General features: G+C 69.4%; 21 protein-coding genes. 10 read left to right on the forward strand and 11 right to left on the reverse strand.

Going from position 1 to position 24,704, the window contains the following annotated elements; genetic code table 11:
* Window positions 1-9: 9 nt before the first annotated feature.
* Genes ACTWPP_RS31770 through ACTWPP_RS31780 form a run of 3 tightly spaced genes read right to left on the reverse strand, consistent with a single transcriptional unit; the run spans window position 10 to window position 5,473 of the window.
* Window positions 10-2,544 carry an alpha-L-arabinofuranosidase C-terminal domain-containing protein gene (locus tag ACTWPP_RS31770; RefSeq protein WP_443108074.1) on the reverse strand — a complete coding sequence of 845 codons (2,535 nt, stop codon included), beginning with the start codon at window positions 2,542-2,544 and terminating at the stop codon, window positions 10-12.
* A gap of 55 nt (window positions 2,545-2,599) precedes the next feature.
* Window positions 2,600-4,060: a family 43 glycosylhydrolase gene (locus ACTWPP_RS31775; RefSeq protein WP_443108075.1), complete on the reverse strand. Its 1,461-nt coding sequence runs from the start codon at window positions 4,058-4,060 to the stop codon at window positions 2,600-2,602.
* 9 nt (window positions 4,061-4,069) lie between these two features.
* Window positions 4,070-5,473, reverse strand: coding sequence for a family 43 glycosylhydrolase (locus ACTWPP_RS31780; protein WP_443108076.1), 1,404 nt, complete (start codon window positions 5,471-5,473; stop codon window positions 4,070-4,072).
* 790 nt (window positions 5,474-6,263) lie between these two features.
* Between ACTWPP_RS31780 and ACTWPP_RS31785 the strand changes: the two genes are divergently transcribed.
* Window positions 6,264-6,743, forward strand: coding sequence for a YcxB family protein (locus tag ACTWPP_RS31785; protein ID WP_443108077.1), 480 nt, complete (start codon window positions 6,264-6,266; stop codon window positions 6,741-6,743).
* A 27-nt stretch (window positions 6,744-6,770) separates the two neighbouring features.
* On the opposite strand, the gene ACTWPP_RS31790 is transcribed toward ACTWPP_RS31785, so the two are convergent.
* Entirely contained in the window at window positions 6,771-7,997 is a 1,227-nt protein-coding gene (locus ACTWPP_RS31790; RefSeq protein WP_443108078.1) for a hypothetical protein, read from the reverse strand.
* Between the two features lie 88 nt (window positions 7,998-8,085).
* Here ACTWPP_RS31790 and ACTWPP_RS31795 point away from each other — a divergent pair, with 88 nt between their 5' ends.
* Window positions 8,086-8,427, forward strand: coding sequence for a hypothetical protein (locus ACTWPP_RS31795; RefSeq protein WP_443108079.1), 342 nt, complete (start codon window positions 8,086-8,088; stop codon window positions 8,425-8,427).
* Window positions 8,428-8,453: 26 nt separating this feature from the next.
* Here the strand turns inward: ACTWPP_RS31795 and ACTWPP_RS31800 are convergent, their stop codons facing one another.
* Together ACTWPP_RS31800 and ACTWPP_RS31805 are read right to left on the reverse strand one after the other, a co-directional pair.
* On the reverse strand, window positions 8,454-10,259 hold the full coding sequence (locus ACTWPP_RS31800; RefSeq protein WP_443108080.1) for an alpha/beta fold hydrolase: 1,806 nt from the start codon (window positions 10,257-10,259) through the stop codon (window positions 8,454-8,456).
* A 247-nt stretch (window positions 10,260-10,506) separates the two neighbouring features.
* Window positions 10,507-11,145 carry a hypothetical protein gene (locus ACTWPP_RS31805; protein ID WP_443108081.1) on the reverse strand — a complete coding sequence of 213 codons (639 nt, stop codon included), beginning with the start codon at window positions 11,143-11,145 and terminating at the stop codon, window positions 10,507-10,509.
* 699 nt (window positions 11,146-11,844) lie between these two features.
* Here ACTWPP_RS31805 and ACTWPP_RS31810 point away from each other — a divergent pair.
* The 4 genes from ACTWPP_RS31810 to ACTWPP_RS31825 all read left to right on the forward strand — a co-directional run bounded on the left by ACTWPP_RS31810 (window position 11,845) and on the right by ACTWPP_RS31825 (window position 14,848).
* A complete protein-coding gene (locus ACTWPP_RS31810) occupies window positions 11,845-13,215 on the forward strand; it encodes a hypothetical protein (RefSeq protein ID WP_443108082.1) in 1,371 nt (456 codons plus the stop codon).
* Complete coding sequence (locus ACTWPP_RS31815) at window positions 13,202-13,657, forward strand: hypothetical protein (protein WP_443108083.1); 456 nt, start codon at window positions 13,202-13,204, stop codon at window positions 13,655-13,657. Before ACTWPP_RS31810 ends, ACTWPP_RS31815 begins: the two co-directional genes overlap by 14 nt.
* Window positions 13,654-14,148, forward strand: a complete 495-nt coding sequence (locus ACTWPP_RS31820; protein ID WP_443108084.1) for a hypothetical protein — start codon at window positions 13,654-13,656, stop codon at window positions 14,146-14,148. The genes ACTWPP_RS31815 and ACTWPP_RS31820 overlap by 4 nt, the downstream gene beginning before the upstream one ends.
* A gap of 487 nt (window positions 14,149-14,635) precedes the next feature.
* Window positions 14,636-14,848: an EF-hand domain-containing protein gene (locus ACTWPP_RS31825; protein WP_443108085.1), complete on the forward strand. Its 213-nt coding sequence runs from the start codon at window positions 14,636-14,638 to the stop codon at window positions 14,846-14,848.
* A 667-nt stretch (window positions 14,849-15,515) separates the two neighbouring features.
* Here the strand turns inward: ACTWPP_RS31825 and ACTWPP_RS31830 are convergent.
* The 5 genes from ACTWPP_RS31830 to ACTWPP_RS31850 all read right to left on the reverse strand — a co-directional run bounded on the left by ACTWPP_RS31830 (window position 15,516) and on the right by ACTWPP_RS31850 (window position 21,927).
* Window positions 15,516-16,358 carry a DUF6416 domain-containing protein gene (locus tag ACTWPP_RS31830; RefSeq protein ID WP_443108086.1) on the reverse strand — a complete coding sequence of 281 codons (843 nt, stop codon included), beginning with the start codon at window positions 16,356-16,358 and terminating at the stop codon, window positions 15,516-15,518.
* A 128-nt stretch (window positions 16,359-16,486) separates the two neighbouring features.
* Entirely contained in the window at window positions 16,487-18,055 is a 1,569-nt protein-coding gene (gene qcrB / locus ACTWPP_RS31835) for a cytochrome bc1 complex cytochrome b subunit (protein WP_443108087.1), read from the reverse strand.
* 362 nt (window positions 18,056-18,417) lie between these two features.
* On the reverse strand, window positions 18,418-20,472 hold the full coding sequence (locus ACTWPP_RS31840; protein ID WP_443108088.1) for an MMPL family transporter: 2,055 nt from the start codon (window positions 20,470-20,472) through the stop codon (window positions 18,418-18,420).
* A 116-nt stretch (window positions 20,473-20,588) separates the two neighbouring features.
* On the reverse strand, window positions 20,589-21,149 hold the full coding sequence (locus ACTWPP_RS31845) for an ArsR/SmtB family transcription factor (protein ID WP_443108089.1): 561 nt from the start codon (window positions 21,147-21,149) through the stop codon (window positions 20,589-20,591).
* A 52-nt stretch (window positions 21,150-21,201) separates the two neighbouring features.
* Window positions 21,202-21,927, reverse strand: a complete 726-nt coding sequence (locus ACTWPP_RS31850) for an ABC transporter ATP-binding protein (protein ID WP_443108090.1) — start codon at window positions 21,925-21,927, stop codon at window positions 21,202-21,204.
* 161 nt (window positions 21,928-22,088) lie between these two features.
* Here ACTWPP_RS31850 and ACTWPP_RS31855 point away from each other — a divergent pair, with 161 nt between their 5' ends.
* From ACTWPP_RS31855 to ACTWPP_RS31870, 4 genes are all read left to right on the forward strand, one after another.
* Complete coding sequence (locus tag ACTWPP_RS31855) at window positions 22,089-22,571, forward strand: hypothetical protein (RefSeq protein WP_443108091.1); 483 nt, start codon at window positions 22,089-22,091, stop codon at window positions 22,569-22,571.
* A gap of 69 nt (window positions 22,572-22,640) precedes the next feature.
* On the forward strand, window positions 22,641-22,985 hold the full coding sequence (locus tag ACTWPP_RS31860; protein ID WP_443108092.1) for an NADH-quinone oxidoreductase subunit A: 345 nt from the start codon (window positions 22,641-22,643) through the stop codon (window positions 22,983-22,985).
* The gene (locus ACTWPP_RS31865; protein WP_443108093.1) at window positions 22,976-23,836 is read left to right on the forward strand and encodes a hypothetical protein; all 861 of its coding nucleotides are present in this window, start codon (window positions 22,976-22,978) and stop codon (window positions 23,834-23,836) included. The genes ACTWPP_RS31860 and ACTWPP_RS31865 overlap by 10 nt, the downstream gene beginning before the upstream one ends.
* Window positions 23,829-24,695: an NADH-quinone oxidoreductase subunit H gene (locus tag ACTWPP_RS31870; protein ID WP_443108094.1), complete on the forward strand. Its 867-nt coding sequence runs from the start codon at window positions 23,829-23,831 to the stop codon at window positions 24,693-24,695. Before ACTWPP_RS31865 ends, ACTWPP_RS31870 begins: the two co-directional genes overlap by 8 nt.
* Window positions 24,696-24,704 lie beyond the last annotated feature (9 nt).

The following is a 24,704-nucleotide window of genomic DNA, read 5'->3' on the forward strand; positions in this document are numbered from 1 at the left end:
GGATCGGCGTCAGGGTCTCGCCCTGACGCGCATGAAGGTGATGGAGTACGGCGCGAACGTGTGCGTGAACTCGTTGCCGACGCCGCGGAGGGTCGATTCCACCGGACGGACGGGCTGGGAATCCGCGGTGTTGACCGCTTCCGGGTCGCCGCGCAGGGTGGTCAGGCGGGCGAGCGGGCCCACCTTGACGCCGTCGCCCAGGTCGATCCGGGTGCGCGCGGCCGTGGCCTGGGCGTTGACCACCTTGACGATCAGTTCGCCGGTGCTCTGGTCGCGGGTGACGACCTGCCGGAACGGTTCGGCCACCGCGGTGTCGGTGAACGAGCCCCACACCTGCCCGTCCAGGTACAGGGTCACCTTCCGGCCCCGGACCTCGACACGCAGGTCGTACTGCCGGCCCGTCTCGATGCGGGTGGCGTCCTCGATCATGGTCTGCTTGGCGCCGTCGGTGCTGCGCTCCACCGCGGAGCGCGTGTTGTCCCACCCGCCGAGGTTCCACCAGTAGTAGTTCCCCGTGTCGCGGACGCCGAAGGCGACCAGGAATCCCTCGGCACCGGCGCGTTTGGTGGCCTTCACGCGCACGTCGTAGTCGCGCCAGGCGGGATCTCCCGCGGTGACCATGGTGTTCTCGGCGGCGGTGTCCCGCTGGACGTAGGCGCCGTTCTCGACCACCCAGGTTCCGCGGTCGGCGGCGTTCGTCCACCGGGAGTCGCCGGCGGAGAAATCGTCCTGGAACAGGGTGCCGCCGCCGGCGGACGTGACCGTGACGTCGTCGTACGCGGCACTCGTGCGCCAGGTGGACAGCCCGATCACGCCCGTGATCGGTTCGCTCAGCCCCGGAGTGCCGCTGGCCTCGCTGGGCACGACGTGGTCGCCGACGTTGTTCATGAACAGTTTCTGCGTCTCGTAGCTGGTCGATCCCCACGAGCGGTGGTTGTCGAACCAGATCAGGTCCGGCCGCCACTGGACGTAGTCCACGTTGGCCAGAAGCGGGGCGTAGGAGGCCATCTTGACGATGTCGGAGTTGCGCTCCAGCCCGGTCATGTACGCGGCCTCGGCGAGGGAGTTGAAGAAGCGGTTGTCGCGCGAGGCGTATTCACCGAGGAACACCTGGGGGCCGTTGCGGTCGTAGGTGTCGTAGCGGCCGTTGTTCTCCAGGAACCAGGTCGGATCGTTGTAGTAGTGCTCGTCCACCATCTCGGCGTCGGACTGCCGGGCGAGCTGCCACGCGCGGTCGAAGGTGGGGCCGGCGTCATCGGGACCGGAGTTGCTGATGACCGTGATGTCCGGGTACCGGCCCTTGATCGCGTCCCGGAACCGGAGGAACCGCTCGAAGAAGGCGTCCGGCAGGTTCTCCTCGTTGCCGACGGCGATGTGGGTCAGGCCGAACGGCTCGGGATGCCCCATCTCGGCCCGCTCGGCGCCCCAGGCGGAGGTCGCCGGGCCGTTGGCGAACTCGATGAGGTCCAGGGTGTCCTGGATGTGCCGCCGCAGCAGGTCCGGGTCGTCGGTGGCCTGGTTCTGGCCGCATCCGGTGACCAGCGCGGGCACCACCGGCACCGGCATGGCGCCGATGTCCTCGGCGAACTGGAAGTACTCGAAGTAGCCCAGGCCGTAGGACTGGTTGTAGCCCCAGAAGTTGGCGTTGGTGGCCCGTTCCTCGACCGGGCCGACGGTGTCCTTCCACTGGTAGGAGCGGCGCCGTTCATAGTCGGGGCTCTCGTAGCCGTAGTGGCTGCCGGTGTTGACCAGGCAGCCGCCGGGGAAGCGCAGGAATCCCGGGTTCAGTGCGGCGATCTTCTGGGCGAGGTCTTCGCGCAGCCCGTTCGGCCGGTTCTTGAACGTGTCGCGGGGGAACAGCGACACCATGTCGAGCCGCACCGTCCCCGAGCCGCTCGCGGCCACGGTCAGCCTGCCGAAGGCGCTGTCCTGCCCGGCCTGGACGGTGCCCTGGTACTTCACCCATTCGTCACCGGTCACGGTGATCTGCAGCGGCCGGGCCAGTTCGACGCCCGCGGTGTCCGCCAGCCTCACCGTCAACCGGGTCCCGGCGGGGCCGGTGGTGCGCGCCCAGACGGAGAAGTCGTACCTCTCCGATTTCTCAACGGCGATGCCGGTGTTGTAGCCGGCGTTGGTGACTCCGTACGCGCCGCCGTCTCCGGCGAGGTCGAGCCGCAGGTGGCGGCGGTTGCGCTCGTTGAGCCGGGCGCTGTCGTCCACCACCCGCGCGGTGCCGGTTCCGCCGCCCACGGACGTCGGGGTCCACGACGTCAGCCCGGTGTACGAGCCGTTGTCGGCGGGGTCGTATTCGAACGAGCGGTTCTGTACGAGTTCGGCGTACAGACCGCCGTCGGCGGCGCGGTTGATGTCCTCGTAGAAGATGCCGTGCATGCTGTCGGCGATCTCCGGCCCGGCGGCCGCCGCGTCGATCTGCAGGGTGTAGCCGGCCGGTGCCTGCGCCCAGGCGCTCACCGGAATGGCGACGAGCACGGCCGCGGCGGCCGCCCCCAGCGCCAGTCGCGGACTTCGGCGGGTTCTCGGCATGCGATTCTCCTGATGGGTGTCGCTGAATACGGAGAGGAGAAGGCAGGTCGCCCGGTCAGGCGATGCGCCAGTGCTGGGCGTTGTTGTTGAGGCAGGTCCACTGCCGTACTTCGGAGCCGGGCTCGGTGCCCCAGTTGTAGTCGTCGAGACAGAGACCGCTGTGCCTGTTGGTCAGCGTGTAGTAGCCGTCACCCACCGACGTCATGCGCCACTGCTGGACGGCCAGGCCGTTGCACGTCCACTGCTGCACCGGTGAACCGGGCTCGGTCGCCCAGTCGCGGTCGTCCAGGCACAGGCCGCTATGGCGGTTGCTGAGCGTGTAGTAGCCGTCGGCGGCCGGAATGAGGTACCAGTCCTGGACGGCGGCGTCGCCGCACGTCCACTGCCGGACTTCCGCGCCCGGGGTGGTCACCCAGTTGTAGTCGTCCAGGCAGAGGTCGCTGTGCCGGTTGCGGATCTCCACGGTGGACGCGTTCTCACCGGACGGGCCCGGCAGCACCGTCGACGTCGACACCGGGACGCCGAGGTTCGGGGTGCCGTCGGCGTTCCACGAGATCTTCTGCACCCGCGTCGTGCGGGTCGTGCCGCAGCCCTGCGACGGCGAGGAGTTGGCGTGGTAGGCGATCCACGTCTCGGTGCCGTCCGGCGAGGTGAAGAACGAGTGGTGACCCGGACCGTAGACCCCGGCCGCGTCGTCGCGCTGGAAGATCGGGTTGGAGAACTTGGACCAGGAACCCGCCGACAGCGGGTTTCCGCCGCGGTACTCCAGCATGCCGAGTTTGTAGTCGGGAGTGTTGCAGTGGCTGGCCGAGTACGTCAGGAACGTGCGGCCGTCGCGCTGCAGCGCGAACGATCCCTCGTTGACGTTGCCGCCCTGCCGTTCCCACGGCAGCGTCGGTGCGGAGATCCGGGTGCCGAACGCGCTCGCCGTCCACGGGTTGGACATCGGCGCGACGTACAGCGACTGGAGCCCGTCCGGCCCGAACGCCGAGAACGTCATGTACAGGGCGCCGTTGAGCTTGAGCGGGGCCGCGTCGATCGCCCACCCGTTGTCGGGCATCAGGTTGATGATCCCGCGGCCGGTGTACGGGCCGAGCGGGTCGGTCCCGGCGCTCTGCGCCACGTGGGTGCGGCGCGGCCCGCCACTCTGCTCCACGGAGTAGTACAGGTACCAGCGGTTGTCGATGAGCTCCAGGTGCGGCGCCCACATCGTGTCCCCGCCGGTGTTCACGACGACCTGCTCCGGTGCGCTGCGCAGGCCGGCGATCGTCCGCGACCGGCGCATCACCACCTGGGACGACCAGGTGGTCGCGACGTAGTAGTAGTAACCGCCATGGTGGACCAGCGTCGGGTCGGCGCTGTTCGGCGTGGGCACGACGGGGTTGGTGAAGGACGGTCCTGGGGCGGCCTCCGCCCGGCCGGTGCCGACCGCGGCGGACAGCGCGAGCGTGACGATCGCGGCGACGAAGACGGCGCAGGCCCGTCTCACCATGCCGTGCCTGTACGTGTCGGACATCGGAGCCTCCTAGTGGACGTAGGGCCAGCCGGCGTCGTCGTAGCCGAGGTAGTTGATGCCGAGCAACGAGGCCCCGTTGTCGGCGTAGTAGTGGTAGACGAGGACGTCCCCGTCGGTGTCGGCCAGGACCGCCTGGTGGCCGGGGCCGTGCACGCCGCCGTGACCGGCCAGGACCTCGGTTCCGCCGCCGTCCGTCATGGGAACGCCGTCGCGGTCAAGGAACGGGCCGACGGGGCTGGCCGAACGGCCGACCATGACGCGGTAGGTGCTCGACGCTCCGCGGCAGCACAGGTCGAACGACACGTACAGGTAGTAGTAGGACCCGTGCTTGAACATGTACGGCGCCTCGATCGCGCCGCCGCCGCGGCCGGCGATGGCGCGCATGGTGCCGTCGCTGCGCAGCCCGGTGGCCGGATCGAGCCGGACGAGCTTGATCCCGGACCAGAACGAACCGAAGCTCAGCCACCAGCGCCCCTGATCGTCGACGATCAGGTTCGGGTCGATCGCGTTGAAGTCGTCGGACGTACGGGACTCGATCACCGGCCCGTGGTTCGTCCAGGTCCCCGACGCGCCGCTGGAGCTGGTGGCCAGGAAGATCGCGGAATGGTTGGAGCCGAACGTCGACGCCGAGTAGTACAGGTAGTACCGGCCGATGTGGTAGGAGAGGTCCGGGGCCCACAAGTCGGGATTTCCGGGGGTGTACGGACCCGTCCACGGAGTTCCGTCGGGGAAGGCCGCCCCTGCGTTGCGGAAGGCCGTCCGATCGCCGGAGGTCTTCAGGGGGAGGCCGCGGCCGGTGTACGCCGTCAGGTAGCCGCCTTCGGGCCGCTTGACCATGGACGGGTCGTGAACGCCGATGTCGCCGGTGACGACACCCGGGTTCGGGTACGACGCCGGAGGCGTACCGGAATCGTCGACCTTGACCAGCCGCCACTGCTGGTTGGCGCCGCCCAGGTCGGTGTACTGGACGACCTGCGCTCCGTCGGCGGTGGAGTGGTCCAGGACGTCCACGGCCTTCCCGCTGTTGCGGTTGATCAGGCGCACATGGCCGCCGTCCGAGTCGGCGAGCCGGAACTGCTGGTTGACGCCGTTGTGGTCCGCCCACTGCACGATCGGGGCCCGGTCTTCGGTGGAGAAGCCGTAGACGTCCAGGACCTTGCCGCTGTGCCGGGACAGAAGCCGGTAGTGGCCGCCGCCGGAATCCACGAACCGCCACTGCTGCCAGGCGCCGTCGTTGCGCGCCCACTGCGTGATCCGGGCACCGTCGTGGGTGGCCAGGTCGTAGACGTCCAGCGCCTTCCCGCTGTGCCGGTTGACCAGCACGTACCAGGCGCCGGTGTCCACCGTCGCCGCCGAAGCCGGTCGCGGGGCGACGAACGCCCCGGCCCAGGCGGTGGTGATCGCGACGGCCATCGCCAGAGCCGCGCGCCATCGCCGGCGCGTTCTTCGCGGCTCTCGCATCGTCATTGTCATCCGCCGATCCTTTCCGCGTGACAACGCTCCAGTATGTTTGCGCTAACATCATTGGTCGACAAAAAGAAGGGCAGGCAGAACGGCTTGTGTGAGGCGGCTGGTTCACCGCGACGAACTGTGAGGCCCGCTCTCGCGACGGCGAACTGAGGTCGGCCTGGAGCGGATGAGTTGTCTCATGCTGGGAGTTGGCGGGGTATTGAGCCGCCTGCCTTCGCGCCGGCCGCGGACACGGCCTCACCGCGCTTTTGGCGCGGGGCCGCGTGAACAGGTGCCATGGCGTTCAGCAGGGGTGGGTGACGGGAATGCCGGTAACGGGGCCGCGTCTCTCTTTCTTGGCACCTCCAGTGTTTGCGCTAACATCATTCAACGAGTTAGGCAGCACCCTGATTACCGCTATGTTCAGTGAGTGTCACCGCTGCTTTGTCCGTTGTCAACATCTCCCTGCCCGCTTTCTCCGGCGGACGCGGAGAGCGGTACGGCGCCGCCACATGAAGTCGCCGCCGGGCACCCCGGCCACCCCACCGGCTGATCTCCCGCATGCCGAAAGAAGCGCCACCGGTCCGATACCGGGGCGGCGGTTCTCCCGGAGAGGCGGAGGAGCCACGCCGTCCGGCGGCGTCGCGAGACCGGCGCCGGGGTACCGCAACGTGCGCCTTGCCGGAGGGAGGCGGTTTGCCGTGTGTCGGCGGCTCGATGGATGATGTCCAACGCATCGGACGAAGGCGGCCAAGTGAACATCACAATCAAATACGAAGTCTCTCCCGATGAGGTGGCCCGGGCGCTTCAGCTGGGAATCAAGCGGCAGCTCAGGGCGGTCTACCTGGTCCTGCCGTCGGTCCTGGTCGCGGCGGGAATCGCCTGCTTCCTGATCGATGCCGTCATCCTGGGCATCGGCATGCTCGTCGCGGCGGTCGCGGCTCCGATGGCGGCGACCCGGGCGGTCCGCCGGCTCGCCACGCGGCAGCTCACCTACCTCTGCGTGCCCACGACGGTGCGGGTGACCGACGAGGGGTACGAGTCCCGCACCGATCAGTCCACCACCATGATGAAGTGGTCCATGTTCAGCCGGGTCGAGACGACGCCGGAGTTCTGGCTGTTCTTCATCAACAGGCAGATCGCGGCGTTCCTCCCGAAGAACGCCTTCGACGGGGAGCAGCAGGCCGAGCTCGGCGGTTTCCTCGCCGCGTGGGAGAACGCGAAGACCGCCTGAGCGCGGTGCCGCCGGACCGGCGGCCGGTCACTTCACGAAGATCGGCAGGGACCGGCGCGGTTCGAACCGGAACGCGGCGCCCTTGCTGATCTTCGTGACCGCGACCTCGCCGGACTCCGGGGCGGCGGTGTCGGTCAGCACGACCCGTGCCGTCCAGTCGGTGGCGGTGCCGGCCATCTCGACGTCCAGGCAGGGGTTCACCGCACGGACGATCGACCGCAGGGCATCGGGCGCGCCGGGTGTGCAGAGGGGCAGCCAGCCGCCGTCCCGGTGCGCCGGCGACGACGACACCGTGATCGACTCGCCGTCCCGGCTGAGGTCGACGTACGGCGCCGGGTTCATCAACGGGTGGAGTTCGATGACCTGGGCCGCGTCCCGCGGGGTGCCGGACAGGCCGAGCGCCTGGTGCAGGCGCTCGGCGGCCACCCCGGCGTGCCCGATGAGCTGGCGCAGCGCGACCCGGTGGAAGAGCTGGTCGTCTTCTGCGGCGCGTTGCCGTACGGCCAGGTGGAACGAGAGATTCAGCAGATGCTGCTGAAGAACCACCTCGTCGGCCATGCGGACCAGCGCCGAGTGGGAGAAGGCCCCGAAGTCGAAGTCGTCCACCAGGGGGCCGCCGTAGTCGCCCTGACCGTCCTGGGCGGGATCGATGTCATCGAGGACGAGCGTGGCGGCGTGCGTACGCTCGTTGACCGCCAGGGCCGGGATCGCCTCGACGCCGGGTGAGTCCGGGTTGATCTCCACCGTCCAGGCGCAGTGCGGGTGCCTGCCGGCCGGATCGCGCGGCGGGCGGTGGATCGGCCGCATCTGGGCCTTCGGGTTGGTGGCCACGGCGGTGGCGTCGAACGTGGGGTCCTCGATGTCGTGGCACATGTTCTTGACCATGGACGCGCCCATCGGCTCGACGTCCAGCAGCGCTCCGCAGTGGTCGAGGTGGAAGGCCCCGTGCCACGGGTCGGTCACGCTGTAGCGGAAGTCCATGAACTGCGGCGGCGCACCGATGTCCAGCTGCATGCCCTTGAAGATCGTGGGCACGTCGTCGCCCTCGAACCCGAGGGCCTTCTGCATCCGCCGCGTGTAGATGGGACTGGCGCCGGCCCACTCCTCGATGGCGATCTGCGTCATCTGGTCCTCGCCCCATGCCTCCAGGCAGAACGGCATCCCCGCCCGGTCGATGAGGTGACCGATGAGCAACAGCTCCGGGACCAGCGTGGTCAGCTGGTCGCGGCTCAGACGTGCGTAGCGGCTGGGCATCAGGTCCCTCCAAAGGTGTACCGCCAACGCAATATAGACAGCCGATCAGACAACTGTCCAGGTCTCCCGGGGGTGGAAGACTGCGATCATGGACGAACCCGCCTCGCGGCGCGTCACTCTGCGCAGCGTCTCCGACGAGAACGGCCGCCGGCACCTGACCGCCGCCCTCGACGCCGCGGGCAACGTCACGCTCAAAGGCCATGACCTCGGTAAAGGCGTCGGCGGCGTCTACGGAAGCGCCATCACCGAGTACGAATGGGTCCACAGGATCGAAGCCGCCGACGTGGCCCGCCTCCTGACCGCCTTGGGCGGCCGGCCCGGCGACGACATTCTGGACTTGCTCCCCACAGGACCCGCCGCCGACGTCTACGGGTTGATGCGTGAGCACCGGATTCCGTACACCAGGCTCTTCTCCCGCCACGGCGATTGAGCAGGTCCCGTGCTGCGGTGCGTGGATCAGGCGACCACGCCGCGCAAGGCATGCGCGGCGGCGGCCACTGGGACGGGGTGGGTCAGCGGCAGGTGGTGGCCGGCTCCGGGGACGACGGTTACGGGGACGTCGAGGGTGTCGCCGGTCAGCGGATCGAGTTCGCCGGCCACGATACGGACCGGCACCGGGCACGTGGCCGCCAGCGCTCGAAGTTCGGCGCGCTCGGCGGGGCGCTGCGCCCGGTGGAGCCACAGCGCGGTGCGCCGCGCGACACCCGGGCGGTGTAGCTGGGCGGCGGCTTCGTCCAGGGCCGGGTGGACGGGGGCGCCGGGCCCGAGCAGCGCCCGGCCGAGCCGGCGGGCTGAGGCCGTCCGGAGGAAGCCGCCGACGAGCGAGGGCGTGCGCAGGTGCCGCGCGGGGCGCGGCTGAAGGAAGTACGGCGAAACGAGGACGAGACCGGCCACCCGGTCGGGATGGGCGTGGGCATAGCGCAAGGCGGGTGCGGTTCCGGCGGAGTGCGCGACGAGGACGGGGCGGGTCCGCAGGGGAGCGAGGAGGTCGGTCAGCCAGTCGTCGGGGCCGCCGGCGGGACGAGAGGAGCGGCCGAGACCCGGCAGGTCCGCGATGAGGGCGGTGCCGTCCAGTTCGGGGAGCACGTCCCGCCAGGCTTCGGCGTTCAGCGGCAGACCGTGGAGCAGGACGTACGCCGGGGAGACGCGGTCACCGGCGAGGTACGTGCGGGTCCCGGCGACGGGATGGAAGCCGCCCTGCAACGCCGCCCGGCCGCTCCCGAAACGTTCCGCCACGAGCCGGTCGGCCCAGTGGCGCAGCGCGTCCAGGACGGGTGGACGGTTCAGCCCGGCGGCATCGGCGAGCGCGTCCGCCGACGAGGTGTCGTAGCGGTCTTCTGACAGGAACGTCAGCGTCTCGGGATCGACCCCGCTGAGCGCGCGTGGCAGCCGCCGGACGAGACCGGCCGGCAGAACCACGCGCGGCGCCCGGACGCCGAAGTGCCGCGCGAGGAACGCGGTCAGATCGGGCAGCTCCGGGGTGGCGTCATCGAGCACCCAATGAGCGCGGTGGCCTCCGTCGTCATGCTCGGGAACGGCGGCGAGGAAGCGGGCGAGGTGATCGACGGTGACGACGGGGATGAACGTGCGCCGGGTGCCGACCAGTGCGGGAAGCCTTCCCGCCCACAGCTTCGCGACGATGTCGGCGAGGCCGATGTACTGCCCGGCCTCGCCGGTGACCGAATGCCCGATCACGGCGGCGGGGTTGACGACCGTCAGCGGGACGCCCTCGTCCGCGGCGACGGCCCGTACCGCCGCGTCGCCTTCGCGCTTGGACGCCTCGTACGCGCCGTGACGCCTATACAACTCGGCCAGTACGTCGTCGGGCGCGGGGTAGGGGAGCGGATCCGCGGCGGCGACGCGGTAGCCCGATAGGTGAACGAAGCGGCGGAGGCGCGGGCGCGCCCCGGCCCAGCGCAAGACGTTCAGGGCGCCCTCGACATTGGCCGGCCGGGCCTCCTCCCGGCCCAGGCCGAAGCGGTACACGCCGGCGGCGTTGAAGACGTCCCGTACGGAATCCAGGCGGTCGTGGTCCGCGGGGGCGAGCCCGAGCCCCGGCCGGGTGACGTCTCCCGCGACGACGGCGAGCGCCCGGTCGTCGACGCCGTGATCGCGCAGCCATGCGCGCAGTTCATCGCCGCGGCCGGGACCGCCCCGCACGGTCACGGCGACGGAACGTCCCCGGGCGAGCAGTTCCGCCACCAGCCACCGGCCGATGAGGCCGGTCGCACCGGCGACCAGAGTGTCTGGATCTTTGACCATGAGATGAAACTAGACCGGTCTACCTATTTTGTCCAACCCGGTGGTCACGGCCACGCCAACCTCGACCGGTTGGAGCGCGCGATGCGGCGTCCACCGATGTCCCCGCCTGGCCGACGTCGCTGCCGACCGGGGCGGCGGTCCGGCGGGACGTCACCGGAGCGACGCGCGTGGGTGCTGCGCGGGTAGCACGCAGTGCCGGGATCGTCGCGTTGAAGCGCAGGCCGGTCAATGGTGTGGGCTTGGGCGTTCAGATGAGGATGGGGAGCACGATCGCAGCCAGCCAGACGAAGTATCCGGCGAACCCCGCGTACGCCCAGTATCCGGCCACGTTGCGGGCGCGGACGCGCTGAGCTTGCCGGGCGTTGTCGTCGGGCCTTGCGTCCTGCCGCATCCGGTCGGTTGCGGCCTCGATAACCGACTCGGGTGGGACCGCCAGAAGATGAGCTTTCACGGCGATCGGACCACCGAACTGCTCGGTGGTCGCCTTGATGATGAATTTCGCGATTCCCCGCTGACCATGCAGCGCTTCGGCCGGTTCGGCGGTCCACACGACCAGGTGGGGCTTCCCTGCGCCTTTGGTGTCGATGCCCACGTCAGTCACCCGGGACCAGGGAATGAACAACTCGACCCGGTGCCAGGTGATTCCGTCCGCGTCGAGCGTCAGACCGCGCGCGGACCGCAGTTCGGTAACCACCCCGCTCGCCACGATCAGGACCAGCCCGACCACCCAGGCGAACGTGGGGAGGTCGAGGGCGAAGGACACTCCGAAAAGGAGCGGGCTGCCGACTATCACGAGCAAGAGCAGCGTACCGAGCCATTGGGTGGGGTCCCGGTGCTTGACTCGCAGTACGTCCTCGCTGGGATCATCGATACGTGCGGAATCCACGGGCACTCCTGCTCGGTCTGTTCCGTGAAAAGCGGGACCACAAATGACGATGCACTCTACGGCGCGCGAGAGTTTCCTGGCCATACTTTGCCGTCGGCTCAGGGAGACTGGCGACCTAGTCGGCGGGGGTCATCCGTGGAGACGGGCACGGGTTAGCTGTTTGGTGGCGGCCATCGAGATGCGGTGAACCGCCACGCAAAAATGGAGCTAACACACCTGCCCGACGGCACCGGCAGCGGTGAACTGCCCTGTACGGACGAGCGCCCAGGCGTGGTGCCGGAACGCTGCGTCCCGCGCCCGCAGCGCAGCCTTGCGTCAGGCTCTGCTCTCCGAAGTCGTTGACGGCCTCCCAGGAGAAGGTCAGGTCCGGCTACCAGGCCGGCCGGGAGCCCTGACGCCTCGCCGTGCATCGCCCGCGGCTGGCACGGTTGCGTATCCGGGGGATATTCACTTCCTGCCACGCTCATCATCTGCGGACTTCACCAGTCGACGACGAAAGGGCGGGCGCTTGGGGTCACAGTTGACGATTCGTTTGGATGGCTGCTGCCGTTTCGCGGGCGGGGGTGCAATTCTCGGGTGTGCACGCTTTCATTGACGGGCGGCGCATCCGGGAGTTGACCCCGCGCGTACTGGGTTGCGTCTGAACCTTGCCGGGCCGGTTGACGAGGATCGGTTCGGCTCCGTCCGGCGGAAGGGCTGATGGTGGGCGCCGACCATCCCAGCGGGACCGATACCAAGGTGGAGACCACCGAGACGCCCGATAAGCCCGACAAGCCGTACACGCCGCCGCCGGATCATCCGGGTTCGCCGGGCCAGCCGTCCCGTCTGGAGAGCCGGGCCGCCGCCCGCGCCGCCGCAGAGTCCGGGACGGGCGGCGAGCAGCGGGATGCCGAGCCCGCCGCCGGGAAGGCCGAGCCTGCGGGCGGGTCGGAGGGCACGGAACGCCCCGCTGGGGAGCCGAGGGATCGGGACAAGGCCCGCCCCGCCGATGAGAAGACCGACGCTCCGGAGGCGGAGAAGAAGCCCGGTGCCGAGTTCGGGCGGGACCCCAATGACGATCCGAACACGATCGGACGGCCACGAGCCGAGTCGAGGGCCCGCGCGATCGAGCTGCAGAAGGAGTACGCGGCCAGCTTGGAGGCGTCCGAGGCCGGTGACTCGGGGCCCGAGACGACCGAGGCCGGCCAGTCGGAGGCGCCCGAGACGCGGGACCGAACGGAGGACACCGGTGAGGTGGGCGACCGCCGGGACAACACCGAGACGCGCGATGAGCACCCGGAAAGTGCCGAAGGCGAAACGAACGTCGAGGAGCCAACGGCCGCCGCTCCGGAGACGTCCGACCGGACGGACGATGGGGCCGCAAAGCCCCCGCGATGGGAAGCACCCGCCGAGGAGACCGGCGAGCCCGGACCCGGCGCACCCGAAGCCGCCGGGCCCCCAGAATCCCACCCCGAACCCGACGACAAGGCCATCCCGGACATCGGCCGGGAAACAGAAGACACCGAACCACCCCCCGACCAGGACGCTCCCGAGCCTTCCGAGGAAAGGCCGGACGAAATCCAGGACGGCCCCGGCGACGACACCGACGACCCTGGTAGGAATGTCGAGGACCAAGCCGAGTCCCCAGCGTCAGAGGAGGACGAACGCGACAAATTCGCAGGTCTGCCGAACCGCGGGGATCTTGACCCGGTCGGCGCAGGGGTGCTGATCCCCGAACGCGGCGAACTCGCCCCGGTCAATGAGAACCAGGACCTGCGAGAACCCGATCCTGAGAGAGACTCGGATTGGAAGAGAGCTCTTCGCTCGATGAATGGTAATGACCTCGAAGATGCCTTGAAGGAGACAAGGAAGTTCAGCGATTCTTCGCAAACAATCTTTGATCATAAACATCCATCGGAACATCCGACCGGCACTCGCGACGCTCCCTACAGCATGCATGCCCCGGACAGGCCGATCAGCTATCCGGATGTGGTGACCGGAGTGGCTGCTCTCGTCTTCTTTGCTTATGGTGCGGCGCAAGGAATCGGTGGACTCTTCAAACGGGCAGGGAGAAGAAATGGCGATAACTGACGATCAGGTGGCGGCGCTGCGTGCTCAGTTGGCCGGACGCGTTGACGAGCACAAGCGTTTGCTGGATGAACTGGATCCAGAAGCTGCGAATGTCGGCTACGTTGCGTTGGTCGGCGCAGCGTTCTTCGAAGCCGCTAGGCGACGGTTCTTGAAAGACGGTAGGGCAGCGGAGGACATTGAGATCATCGACTTCGTTGCCGGGGTCAGGGAGCGTGGAGAGGACCTGGCCCGGTCCATCGATGCCGGAGTGGCTGAGACGCTGATCAAGGTCGCAATTCAGAGACTTCCACCGGAGGATCGCCAACGCATCGATGACAAGACCGCCTATGGGCACCAGATTCTGCTGCTGGCCGGCCTCGTCTCTGATGAAGAGTTCAGCTCCGAGGAGCTCGACGAGTTCATGCACAAGGCTCGATACCTGGGAGAGGAAATGCTCTCGTGAGCGATTACTCGGATGTTGTACTGAGGGACCAGCATGCTGAGGTGTTGCGCTTGTTCCTCGTCGGCGATCCCGAGGGGGTGAAACCGTTCGAGAATCCTGGGAGCGAGAGTGAGGCCGTAGCGCACACGCTGATGATCTACGCGGCTTTCGCCGTGGCGGTCCAGCGGAAGTTCTCCCCGTCCTTCATGTTTCCGCAGGTCGTCCGGTACGTTGCGGACCTGCGGATCTCGCTAAAGAAAGACGAGGAAGAGATCGATGCCCGCGTGACTGAGAACATCATCCGGGCGGTCCTCGGTGACACCTCAGTCGATGAGGAACCCACACCCGACACCAGGACAGCCGTGATGGCGGAACTCGCGGTCTTGGACGACCTGCTTCCAGAGACGGTGGCCGACGAAGCCGGGCTGGACGAGTTTTTGCGGGAGTCGGTGGAGTATGCGCATCGGTGGCTTGCGACCCGGCAGGCAGGGGAGCGGGCGTCGGCGGGGTGAGGTAGATCTTGTTCATAGGCGGCACGGCGGCGCTGGCCTCGAGAGGGTGCGTGTCCAGGGGTCGGCGTATATGTAGGGGCGATTTGGCGGTTGATTACTGATGGGTGCCGGTCGGGGGCGTCCAGTCGGGATTGATGTGGCTTAGCCAGGCATCTTGTTGGTCGGCCAGTGGTTGTTTCAGGTGCCGGCTTGCGGCATGCCCGCGTGGTCGAAGACCAGGAGTTCAGGGACGGCGAGATACCTGATCACGTAGGCGGCGACGCGGATCCTGGGGCGGGTCACTCACGCATTCTCCGTCTCGGTGTCCGGTGGAGCGGCCGCCTCGCCTGGCGCGAGTTCGCGACGCTGGTCGATCACGGTTGTGCGGCTTCGCGCTCGTGCCCGCGTCTTCCGCTGCACGGATGCGCAGGAGCGTTCGCCCGGCTGCCGTACCGTCTCGCCGAGGGCCCCCTCTACGCTGTCGAGGAACCGACGATTGGAGCAAGAAGTGGGCAAGCATGAGAATCCCGACACCGATCACCAGGCCGAGTTCCGCTCGCTCGACACCGACGGCTCCGGCTACCTCAGCCGGGACGAACTCATCGCCGCCTTCGCCGCTTCCGGCGACCCTCGCTCCATCGAGGAGATCGACGCCTACATCGCCACCGCCGACAAGAACGCTGACGGCGAGATCTCCTACAGGGAGTTCCTCACCGACTAGCCACGGTGAAAGCCACGCCGCAGGAGGCCGGTGCTCGTGCGCGACATCGCCCGGGGTGTGAGGGCTCCGCAGCCCGGTGACCCTGCCTCTCAGTTGAGAACGGGTCCGGTCGCATGCCGCTGCTCCTCGCCGGGCCGGAGGAGGGCGGAGGTCGGTCGGTCGGCGGCCAGGCCATCCGCGACGCTGGCCGCCAGACGACGTGGTTCAGTCGAAGATGTCTTCGGCAGCCTCGACATCTGCGTGTCCTCCAGGAGCTTGCGGGCGGCGTCAGAGGACCGCGTCATCAGGTGGTCGTGGTAGAGGGCACCGGTGTTGCCGCTGGTCGTGGGGGAGAGGTCGAGGGGATCGGTCGGCGGGCCTCAGACCTTCGTGGGCACGTGTGACTGCCGCGCATTGGGAGTGCGGACCTCAACGGCGGGTCTGGGCGGGGCCTGTTCGTCGTGGAGCAATTCCTCGGATGCTGGGGTGCCCGTCCGCTGGTCGGCGACGTCGGCAAGGTCGTTTCGCGGGCCTCAATCCGTTCATGCGTGGGAGCCAATGGTCGCTCCGGCAGATCGACTGCATTCGTTGGCGCGGAGGTCCGGACGGGCTGCCGGAGTCCGTCTGCGCGGTCACCAAGCCGGGCCAACGCGGGCCGTGGTCGGCCCGTTTTGATCGCGCTGGCGCCTTATGCGCGTCGCCTGCCGGGAGGGGGGATGTCGGTGGCTGACTCGAAGACCCAGTTGTCCCATGCGGATGCGTCGTCGACCAGCACGAGGGTGGACCAGCCGCCGCCGAGGTGGTGTGGTCCCCCGTGCAGGGATTTGACGGCCTCGTGCCAAATGTCGGCGTCCTCGTGTTTGAGCATCTGGCAGGCGTCGGTGACGACGACACACAGGCGCCGCGAAGCGGGTTCGTCATCGAGCTGGTCGAGGAACTCCTGCCATCCGGCTGCGGCTTTGTAGGGGAGTTGCAAGGCCGCTACGAACTGCTGGACGGCTCTCGCGGCGGTCGTGCATGCCGAGCCCAGCACCATCCGCACGTCCGTGTCGTCCATGGTGTCCTTCAGGCGCCGGATGAACGGCTGCACTTGGTCGGTGGACAAACTGAAAGGGAGCAGGTCTCCGCGTCCGTGCTGCGCCTGCGCGGCGAACAACGCCTTCTCGAAGATGTTGGCGGTGCTCGTCCTGACGCCGTAGTGGGCGTCGTTGCCGTTCTCCCACCAGCGAAAGGGGTAACGGTGTCCCGTCGCCCTGTTCGCGTCGCCCGCTCTGTTGAGGGAGCCCGCGACAACGTTCCGCGGACGCTTGGTCCCCGCGGGGTCGAGGCGAAGTTCTCTCAGGAGTTCGCCGTAGTGGATCTGATGCCCTCGGCGGCTGAAAAGGTAGCGGAGGACGGCGCGGCCCTTGTCGTCCAGCGCGTCCCAGTAGGTGAGGGCCTTGTCCTCGTCGCCGTCCGCCCATTCAGGGCCGGCGTGACCGGAACCGCCGCTGTGCCTCTCCCATTCTGGGTCGTCATCGCTGAGATACATGGGCGTGAACCTCTCGTGAGCCGGGCGTCCGCCCCATGCTGGCGGACGCCCGGCTCACACACGGGCCGGAGCCGCTGATCTGGCAGAAGGCGGACTTCCGGCTATCTCCGCGTCGCTGATGTGCTACTTCACATGGTCGCTTCGGGGGCCTCAGTGCGGTGGGCGGGCTGGGAGGACGCGGTTACTCCTTGAGGGGGGAGGCTAGCCGGGGAGCCGGTCGCCTCGTCTGGGTGGTCGGGGCTTATGTGGATTTCGGTGAACCGGCCCTTCGTGTCCATGACGATCCGGCCGGTTTCGCGGCCGTGCACCGTGTCGTGGCGTTCCTGCCGGGTCAGGTGATGGCATATCCGGTTGGTGAGGACGAACGCCGCCACGGGCCCGGCGAAGACCGCGACGCGGAAGAACCAGGTGACGGCGAACAGGTCGAGGTGGAAGGTGACGGCGATCTGGTCGTTGGCGGCGGCGAGCCACAGGAGCCCGTAGAAGGTCATCCCTGCGGCTCCGGCGCCGGTGCGCGCCGGGCGGTCGCGTGGGCGGTCCAGGATGTGGTGTTCGGCGCGGTCACCGGTGATGATCGCCTCCCCGAGCGGCCACAGCGCCAGGGCGGTGAAGAAGACGCCCGGGACGATGACGGCGGGGACCAGGACGGCCAGGGTGAACGGGTGCCCGGCGATGTCGAGTTCCCAGCCGGGCATGATCCGTACGGCGCCGTCCAGGAAGGCCATGTACCAGCCGGGGACCGCACCTGCGGTGATCGCGCCGGGTTCGAAGGGTCCGAACTGCCAGATTGCGTTGATCTGGACGAACCCGCCCAGCAGCGCCAGGACCCCGCAGGTGAACAGGAACATCGCGATCGCGGCGGGCTTGGGGGCGCCGATGATCGCGGCGTGCGCGCGGGTGATGTGGTGCGAGCCGAGGCGGCCTGCGGCCGGGCCGGGGGCGAAGCGGGTGTGGCCGTGCTGCCGGGTCACCAGGCGGCGGCGGTGTGCCAGCGCCCCGATGATGATCAGGGGGAGGATCAGGATGTGCAGCCAGTAGACCCGCTCGATGATGACCTCGCCGGGGAAGCCGCCGTCGAAGACCAGTCGCTGCAGGTGGGTGCCGACGAACGGGATCGACTCCAGGACGCCCTTGGTCAGGAGCAGGCTTCCGCCCGAGAGCATGTCGTCGGGCAGGATCGTGCCGGTCAGCGAGGCGACCATGCCGAGGGCGAGCAGGCCCACCCAGATCAGCCAGTTGAGCAGCCGCGGCCGGCGGAATCCGCCGGTGAAGAACAGCCGGAGCAACTGCAGTGCGATGGACGCGCAGAAGATCAGCGCCGCCCAGTGATGGATCTGGCGCATCAGCAGCCCGCCGCGCACCTCGAACGACAGTTGCATCGTCGAGTCGTAGGCCCGCGACACCGGCACACCCTGGAGCGGGCGGTAGGGCCCGTCGTAGGGGGCGCGGGCCATGGACGGGTCGAAGTAGAAGGTCAAGAACACGCCGGTGAGCAGCAGCACCGCGAACGAGTAGGCGGTGATCTGCGCGAACAGGAAGGTCCAGTGGTCGGCGCGGGTCCTGTACCGCCGTATCAGGCTGCGGTCGTCGGCGCTGCCCAGCCCGCTCTTCACCAGCACGGCGGCGGTCGAGGTCCACTTCCTGGCGATCAGCCCCGGCGACTTCCGGTGGCGCGTGGGGAGGGCGGACCTGTTCATTTCGACCTCACCGGGCCGCCACCTCGTTTGGGTCCGGACGGGCCGTGCGGCGAGATCGACCCCGGCGCCTCCGGCCGGGTGGGCTTGTCGAGCAGTTCGTACACAGAATCCCCCGAGGAGTGGAACGGCTGAAGGGTTCGGCCCTTCTGGTGAGCTCCTCTTCTGTTCCTGGTGGTCACATACATTTGACGGAATGGCTCGGCGATCTGTGACCTGAACGGAATATGACGTGTGTCTCCCCGGTGGCGCCGCGGCACGGGTCGCCCGCTCATGAGCCGGGCGTCCGCCCCATGCTGGGCGGACGCCCGGCTCACACGGCCGAAACCCGTTCTGGCAGAAGGCGACCTCCGGTTAACCCCGTGTTAGCGATGTGCTACTTCTTTGGGCCGTTTCTGGGGCGTGGCCTTGGTGCGGTGGGCGGGCCACCAGAAGTGGCGGCCGGCGTCCAGGGCCAGGGCGGGGACGATGATGGAGCGGACGAAGAAGGTGTCCAGGAGGACGCCGAGGGACACCAGGACGCCTATCTGCACCATCATCGTGATCGGCATGACGCCGAGGGTGCCGAAGGTGGCGGCCAGGACCAGGCCGGCGCTGGAGATGACGCCGCCGGTCACGCCCAGGCCGCGCAGGACGCCGGTGCGGTGGTCGGTGCGTGCCACCTCTTCGCGGACGCGGGAGACGAGGAACAGGTTGTAGTCCACGCCTAGCGCCACCATGAACAGGAAGCCCATGAGGGCGACCTGGGTGTCGACGGCGGGGAAGCCGAACGCGTACCGGAACAGCAGCCAGGACGCGCCGAGGGCGGCGAAGTAGGACGCGACGACCGTGGCGATCACGAGGAGCGGCGCGACGAGGGCGCGGAGGAGTGCCGTCAGGATGAGGAGGACGACGCCGAGGACGAGCGGGATCACGACGCGGCGGTCATGGGATTGCGCGTCGGCGAGGTCGATCTCGGCGGCGGTGCTCGCGCCGAAGGCGGCGTCCGGGATGGTTTCGCGGAGGTCGCGGACGGTGTCCTCGGCCGCTGCGCTGTCGGGCGGGTCGGTGAGGACGACGTCGAGTTTCGTGAGGTGCCCGTCGGTGGAGGGCAGGGGGTCGCTCACGCGGGCCACTCCGGGGGAGTTGTGGAGGGCGGTGGTCACCGAGGCCGTGTCCGGCTGGTCGGTGATGACCTGGATGGGGCGTCCCTGGCCGCCGGGGTAGTGCTCGGCGAGGAGCCGTTCGCCGATCGTTGAGCTCGGTGTGGTGGTGAGGAAGTCGGCGCGGTCCAGGCCCGTGTTGATGCCCAGGGCGGCGGTCGAGAGCGCGCCGAGGACGACCAGGCCGCCGATCCAGGTCAGGCGGGGCCGGGCGGCGATGCGGTGGCCGATGCGGTCCCAGACGCCGCGGGTGGGCGGGGTGTCGCCGTGGCGGGGGATGCGGGGCCAGAAGATCCAGCGCCCGAAGATGACGAGGAGGGCCGGCAGCAGGGACATGACGACGACCAGGCCGCCGAGGACGCCGATGGCGCCGATCGGGCCGAGCGCGTAGTTGAAGCCCATGTCGGCGGCGAGCAGGCACAGGAGGCCGAGGGACACCGTCGCGGCGGACGCGATGATCGGGGCCGCGGCGCGGCGGAGCGCGATCGCCATCGCGTGGTGGCGGTCGGGGTGGCGGCGCAGTTCCTCGCGGTAGCGGGCGAGGAGGAGCAGCGCGTAATCGGTGGAGATGCCGAAGACGAGGGCGTTCAGGATGGCGGACATGCCGTCCGCCACGTAGAGCCCGGCGTGCTTCCCGAGGAGGTAGACGACGGCGTTGGCGACCTGGAGGCCGATCGCCGCGTTCACGATCGGCAGGAGCCACAGGACGGGGCTGCGGTAGGTGAGCAGCAGGACGGCCGTGACGACCAGGATCGTGATGATCAGGACCGGCTTGTCGATGTTCTCGAAGGCGTCGCCGACGTCGAGCGCGGAGCCGGCCGGGCCGGTCAGGCGGACGTCCAGGCCGGGTGGTGCTCCCGCCTGGGCTTGGTCGCGGAGCTTCTCGGCTCTGTCGGTGAGGGTGTCGTCGTCGGGGAGGGGGACGTTCAGCATGAGCGCCTGCCCGTCGCGGGACGGCTGCGGCGGCGCGATCGTCCCGGCGGCGATGGGGGCGAGGGCGCGGCGGTCGACCTCGGCCTTCGCGCGGTCGCCGGGCGTGATGCCCGATGAGCGGACGTAGGCGATGATGCCGGGGGCCGGTTCGCCGCCGGGGAAACGTGACGTCAACTCGTCCACGCGGGTGGACTGCGCGCCGCGGGGGAGTTCGGCGGACGACTTGGCCTCGACGACGTCCGAGAGCCGGCCGGCGGCGGGAACCGCCAGGATCGTGATCACGATCCAGGCCAGGAGGACCGCCCATTTGAGCAGGCGGGCCGGTCGTTTGCGTGAGAGCAGCATGAGGTGCTCTCCTTTCCGTGGGGGTCTCGTGTTGCGTGCGAACACGCCTTTCCGGCGTGGTGATGCGGGGCTTCCACCCGTCCGGGCCGCCGAGCGGCAACTCGGCGGTCCGGGCTCTAGACCTCCGGGAACGCCAGGAACCTGGCGTGGAGGGTGCGCGCGTCCGGCGGCGGGTCGTCGTCGGCGTGCTTGTAGCGGTAGAGGAGCGCGATGTACTCCTCGAAGAAGGGACGTACCTGCTCGGGCGTCAGCGTGATGGTGGAGAACGAGAAGAGCAGGGCGTCCGCCCACGGGCCCATCCCGTCGCGCTGCTCCTGGAAGCGCGTGAGCGCGTCGAGTTCGTTCGCGAGCTCCAGGCGGGTCAGGTCCTCCACGGCCTCGCGCATCGGCGGCGACTGCTCGCTGTACGGGGGGAGCCGCCGGTCGGCGGGCACCGCCCGCCACCAGCGCTCCCGCCCGCGCGCCAGCTCCGGCACCTCCTCGACGAACCCGTGCTTGGCGAGCTGCCGCAGATGGTAGCTCGTCGAGCCGGTGCTCTGCCCGAGTTCGCGGGCGAGGGTCGTGGACGAGACGGGACCGCGCCGCAGGATCTCGGCGATCCGCCGCCGCAGCGGGTGCGCGAGCAGACGCACCTGCTGCGGATCGGTGATCGCCCGGGGCGCCGGCTGTTCCTTCATGCCCAGGACGCTAGAAGTTGCAAAGGGCCTTTGCAACGTTTCTTGGCAAAGTTCATCGCAGAGGAGGAGGACCCGCGACCTGAGAGGGAGGAGGCGTCTGGTCCCGGTGGTCGACGATGCGGCCGTCGGTGAGCGTGATGACCTCGTCGGCGCGGGCGGCGGCGGACGGGTCGTGGGTGACCATGACGATCGTCTGGCCCATCTCGTCCACGCAGCGGCGCAGGAACCCCAGGATCCCGGCGCCGGAGCGGGAGTCGAGGTTGCCGGTCGGCTCGTCCGCGAAGATGATCTCGGGGCGTCCGGCGAGGGCGCGGGCGCAGGCCACGCGCTGCTGCTGGCCGCCCGACAGTTCGGACGGGCGGTGCGAGAGCCGGTCTCCGAGGCCGACCGTGTCGATCACCTCGTCCAGCCAGGCCGGGTCGAGCCGCCGGCCGGCGATGTCGGCGGGCAGCGTGACGTTCTCCAGCGCGGTCAGCGTCGGGACGAGGTTGAACGCCTGGAACACGAAGCCGACGCGGTCGCGGCGGAGCCTGGTGAGGGCGCGGTCGTCCAGGCCGGTGATGTCGGCGTCGCCGATGTGGACGCGGCCGGCGTCGGCGGAGTCGAGCCCCGCCATCACGTGCATGAGCGTCGACTTGCCGGAGCCGGACGGGCCCATCACGGCCGTGAACCGCCCTCGGGGGATGCGGGCGGTGACGCCGTCCAGTGCGGTCACGCGGGCGTCGCCCGTCCCGTACGTCTTGCACACGCCCTCGGCTCGTGCGGCGAACTCTGTCACGTGCGTGCCCCTTTCCGTCGTCCCCGATTGGACCGGACGGGACGGGCCGCGCGGCAGCGCACGAAGTCGCAGGTCTCACGACTTTCGGAGGGGCGTGTGTCATTGGCCGGTCAGCACGACCGTGGTCAACTAAAGTCACTGAGGTCGGCGGGAGGAGAACGATGCGCGATCGCATGCACGAGGTGTCGCCGGGGGCGACGCTGGCCGAGAAGGTCGAGTGGCTGATCCGGAACCTGTGGCCGGCCGACACCGGGCCGCCGCGCAACAACGTGGAGACGGCCGCCGCCATCGCCCGCACCACCGGCGAGGACATCTCCTCCACCACCGTGTGGAAACTGCGCACGGGACGGCAGGAGAACCCGCAGCTCAAAACCCTCACGGCACTCGCCACGTTCTTCGGTGTGCCGATCGGGTTCTTCGGGTTCCCCAGCGAGTCCGGCCCCATCGGCGACGACCTCACGCTCAAGGCGCTGCGCCGCGACATGGAGCACGGCGTCATCCGGCCCGAGGTGCTGCGCGCCCTCGTCGACCTGTCCCCGGAGGCCCGCTGGGTCGTGGACGAGATGATCCTCGGCGCCGCGGCCGCCGACCGGCAGCGGCACGGCGAAACCGGCGGAACCAGCGGGCACGGAGGGCACGGCTGAGCCGAGGTTTCCGGATGCGCTGATCAGGTAGAGACCAACTAGCCAGATCGCCGGGATCCGGGAGGGGCGATGCCGCCGTACGCCGCCGCCCTCTCGGTGATCGGGCTGGTGACGGCGCTCATCGCCGGCGTCTACGCCGTCTCGTTCGCGATGGCGCCCCGGAGTTTCGAGGCAGGGCCGTTCCTGGGCGGGGCGCGTCCCGCCGAGCATGCGCTCTCGCGGTACCACGTGCGCTGGTACACGGTGTCGATGGTCTTCCTCGCCTTCGACATGGAGATGGTCTTCATGTATCCGTGGGCGCTCGTCGTCGCGTCCGTGGGCGTGAAGGCGGTCGTGGAGATGTTCCTCTTCCTCGCGTTGATCCTGGTCGGTGTCCTGTACGCGTGGCGGGAAGGGGCGCTGCGGTGGGTCTGAGACGGTTCGCGACGCCGCGTCCGTTCGTGGTGCCGGCGGCGGACGGGACGCGCGACCGGCTCGCGGTCGAGGCGGAGATGCGTTCGCGTGGGTGGCGTCCTGCGCTTTCGCCCGCGGAGACGGGGATGCTCGTCGTCTGCGGGCATCCGGGGGCGGAACTGGCGGACGCCATCGAGACCGTGTGGCGGGACATGCCCGAGCCGCGCGTCCGGGCGACCGCCGACCTGGAGGGCGTCGCCGGTGGTTCGCGGCCCGCCTTGGATCTGGACGACGTCCACATGGCCGATCGGGGGGACGACCGGGACGGGCTGCGGCTGGACGTCCTGCATGTCCCGCTCGGACCCGTCCTGGCGAACTGGCCCGCCGGGCTACGGGTCGACCTGACGTTGCAGGGCGACGTCGTCCAGGCCGCGGAGGTCACCGCCATCGACACCGCGGACGGCGGGTTCTGGAACGAGGGACGGCGGGCGGCGTCCCGTCTCGACAGCGTCTCCAGGCTGCTGCGCGTGGCGGGCTGGGACGCGGCGGGCGAGCGCGCGGCCGTGCTGCGCGACGAGGCGCTGGGCGGGGTTCCGGACGATGTGCTCGCGAAGAGGTTCGCGCCCTTCGCGCGGAGGGTCGGACGGTCGCGGACCCTGCGGTGGATGACGCGCGGCGAGGTGAAGGACCGGCTCGACGGGTGGTTGCGGGAGATCGGCGCCGCACTCGACGGCGAGGCGGCGCGGACGCGTGAACCCTGGGACGAGTCGCTGGCGGTGCTGCCGTCGCTGCTGGAAGGGGCCGAACTGGCCGAGGCGCGGCTGATCGTGGCGAGCCTCGACCCGGACCTCGGGACGGCCGCCGATGGCTGAGGTGCTCGTCCTGGGTGTGCTGGCGGTGGCGGCGGCGTCGCTGAACGCGGCGTTCGCGGGACATCGTCCGGCCGAGCCGTTCCGCGAGGTGGCGCGGCTGCTGACCATGCAGCGGCGCGTCACCGCCAGGGCGGACCGGCTGCTGACCAGGATCGGGGTGATCTCGCTGCCGGTGGCGGCGGCGCTCGCGGCACTGGTGGTGCCGTTCGGCGGCCACGTGGCGGTGGACGCGCCGGTCGGTCTCGTCTGGTTCAACGCGATGGAGGTCGTGGCCTGGGCGTCGGTGTGGCTGGCCGGCTGGGGTGTCAACTCCGCGTTCGCGCTGGTCGGCGGCTACCGGTTCATCGCACAGGGGCTCGCGTACGAACTGCCGCACATGTTCGCGCTCATCACGGCGGCGCTCGCCGCGCACTCCTTGGATCTGCGGGTGATCGGGGAGGCGCAGGACGGGCTGTGGTTCGCGGTCTGGATGCCGGTCGCGTTCGTCGTCTACCTGGTGTCCGCGCTCGCGATGGCGTTCTGGGGGCCGTTCGGGCATCCCCTGGGCGGGGATCTGGCAGGGGGAGCGGCGCTGGAACTGTCCGGGCCCGACCGGCTCGTCTTCCTGGCGGGACGGTACGGGCTGCTCACGGTGTCGGCGGCCGTCGCCGTCCCGCTGTTCCTGGGCGGTGGTTCGGGGCCGCTGCTGCCGGGGTGGGCGTGGTCGCTGGTGAAGACCGCCGCGGTGCTCGCCTTCCTGGTGTGGACGCGGCACCGGCTGCCCGTCGTGCGCATGGACCGCTTCATGACGGCGGCGTGGACGGTGCTGATCCCGGCCACGCTGCTGCAGATGCTCGTCGTCGGGCTCGTCGTCGTATGAGGAGGTGAA

Origin of the sequence: Actinomadura sp. 3N407 (assembly GCF_052245875.1) — a bacterium.
Lineage (GTDB): Bacteria > Actinomycetota > Actinomycetes > Streptosporangiales > Streptosporangiaceae > Spirillospora.

Coding starts and splice junctions, on each gene's coding strand:
- ACTWPP_RS31790 (WP_443108078.1), bottom strand. CDS start 7,997: ATGCCCAGCCGCTACGCACGTCTGAGCCGCGACCAGCTGACCACGCTG.
- ACTWPP_RS31780 (WP_443108076.1), bottom strand. CDS start 5,473: ATGGCCGTCGCGATCACCACCGCCTGGGCCGGGGCGTTCGTCGCCCCG.
- ACTWPP_RS31815 (WP_443108083.1), top strand. CDS start 13,202: ATGGCGATAACTGACGATCAGGTGGCGGCGCTGCGTGCTCAGTTGGCC.
- ACTWPP_RS31770 (WP_443108074.1), bottom strand. CDS start 2,544: ATGCCGAGAACCCGCCGAAGTCCGCGACTGGCGCTGGGGGCGGCCGCC.
- ACTWPP_RS31810 (WP_443108082.1), top strand. CDS start 11,845: ATGGTGGGCGCCGACCATCCCAGCGGGACCGATACCAAGGTGGAGACC.
- ACTWPP_RS31855 (WP_443108091.1), top strand. CDS start 22,089: ATGCGCGATCGCATGCACGAGGTGTCGCCGGGGGCGACGCTGGCCGAG.
- ACTWPP_RS31860 (WP_443108092.1), top strand. CDS start 22,641: ATGCCGCCGTACGCCGCCGCCCTCTCGGTGATCGGGCTGGTGACGGCG.
- ACTWPP_RS31845 (WP_443108089.1), bottom strand. CDS start 21,149: ATGAAGGAACAGCCGGCGCCCCGGGCGATCACCGATCCGCAGCAGGTG.
- ACTWPP_RS31795 (WP_443108079.1), top strand. CDS start 8,086: ATGGACGAACCCGCCTCGCGGCGCGTCACTCTGCGCAGCGTCTCCGAC.
- qcrB (WP_443108087.1), bottom strand. CDS start 18,055: ATGAACAGGTCCGCCCTCCCCACGCGCCACCGGAAGTCGCCGGGGCTG.
- ACTWPP_RS31800 (WP_443108080.1), bottom strand. CDS start 10,259: ATGGTCAAAGATCCAGACACTCTGGTCGCCGGTGCGACCGGCCTCATC.
- ACTWPP_RS31870 (WP_443108094.1), top strand. CDS start 23,829: ATGGCTGAGGTGCTCGTCCTGGGTGTGCTGGCGGTGGCGGCGGCGTCG.
- ACTWPP_RS31840 (WP_443108088.1), bottom strand. CDS start 20,472: ATGCTGCTCTCACGCAAACGACCGGCCCGCCTGCTCAAATGGGCGGTC.
- ACTWPP_RS31830 (WP_443108086.1), bottom strand. CDS start 16,358: ATGTATCTCAGCGATGACGACCCAGAATGGGAGAGGCACAGCGGCGGT.
- ACTWPP_RS31775 (WP_443108075.1), bottom strand. CDS start 4,060: ATGTCCGACACGTACAGGCACGGCATGGTGAGACGGGCCTGCGCCGTC.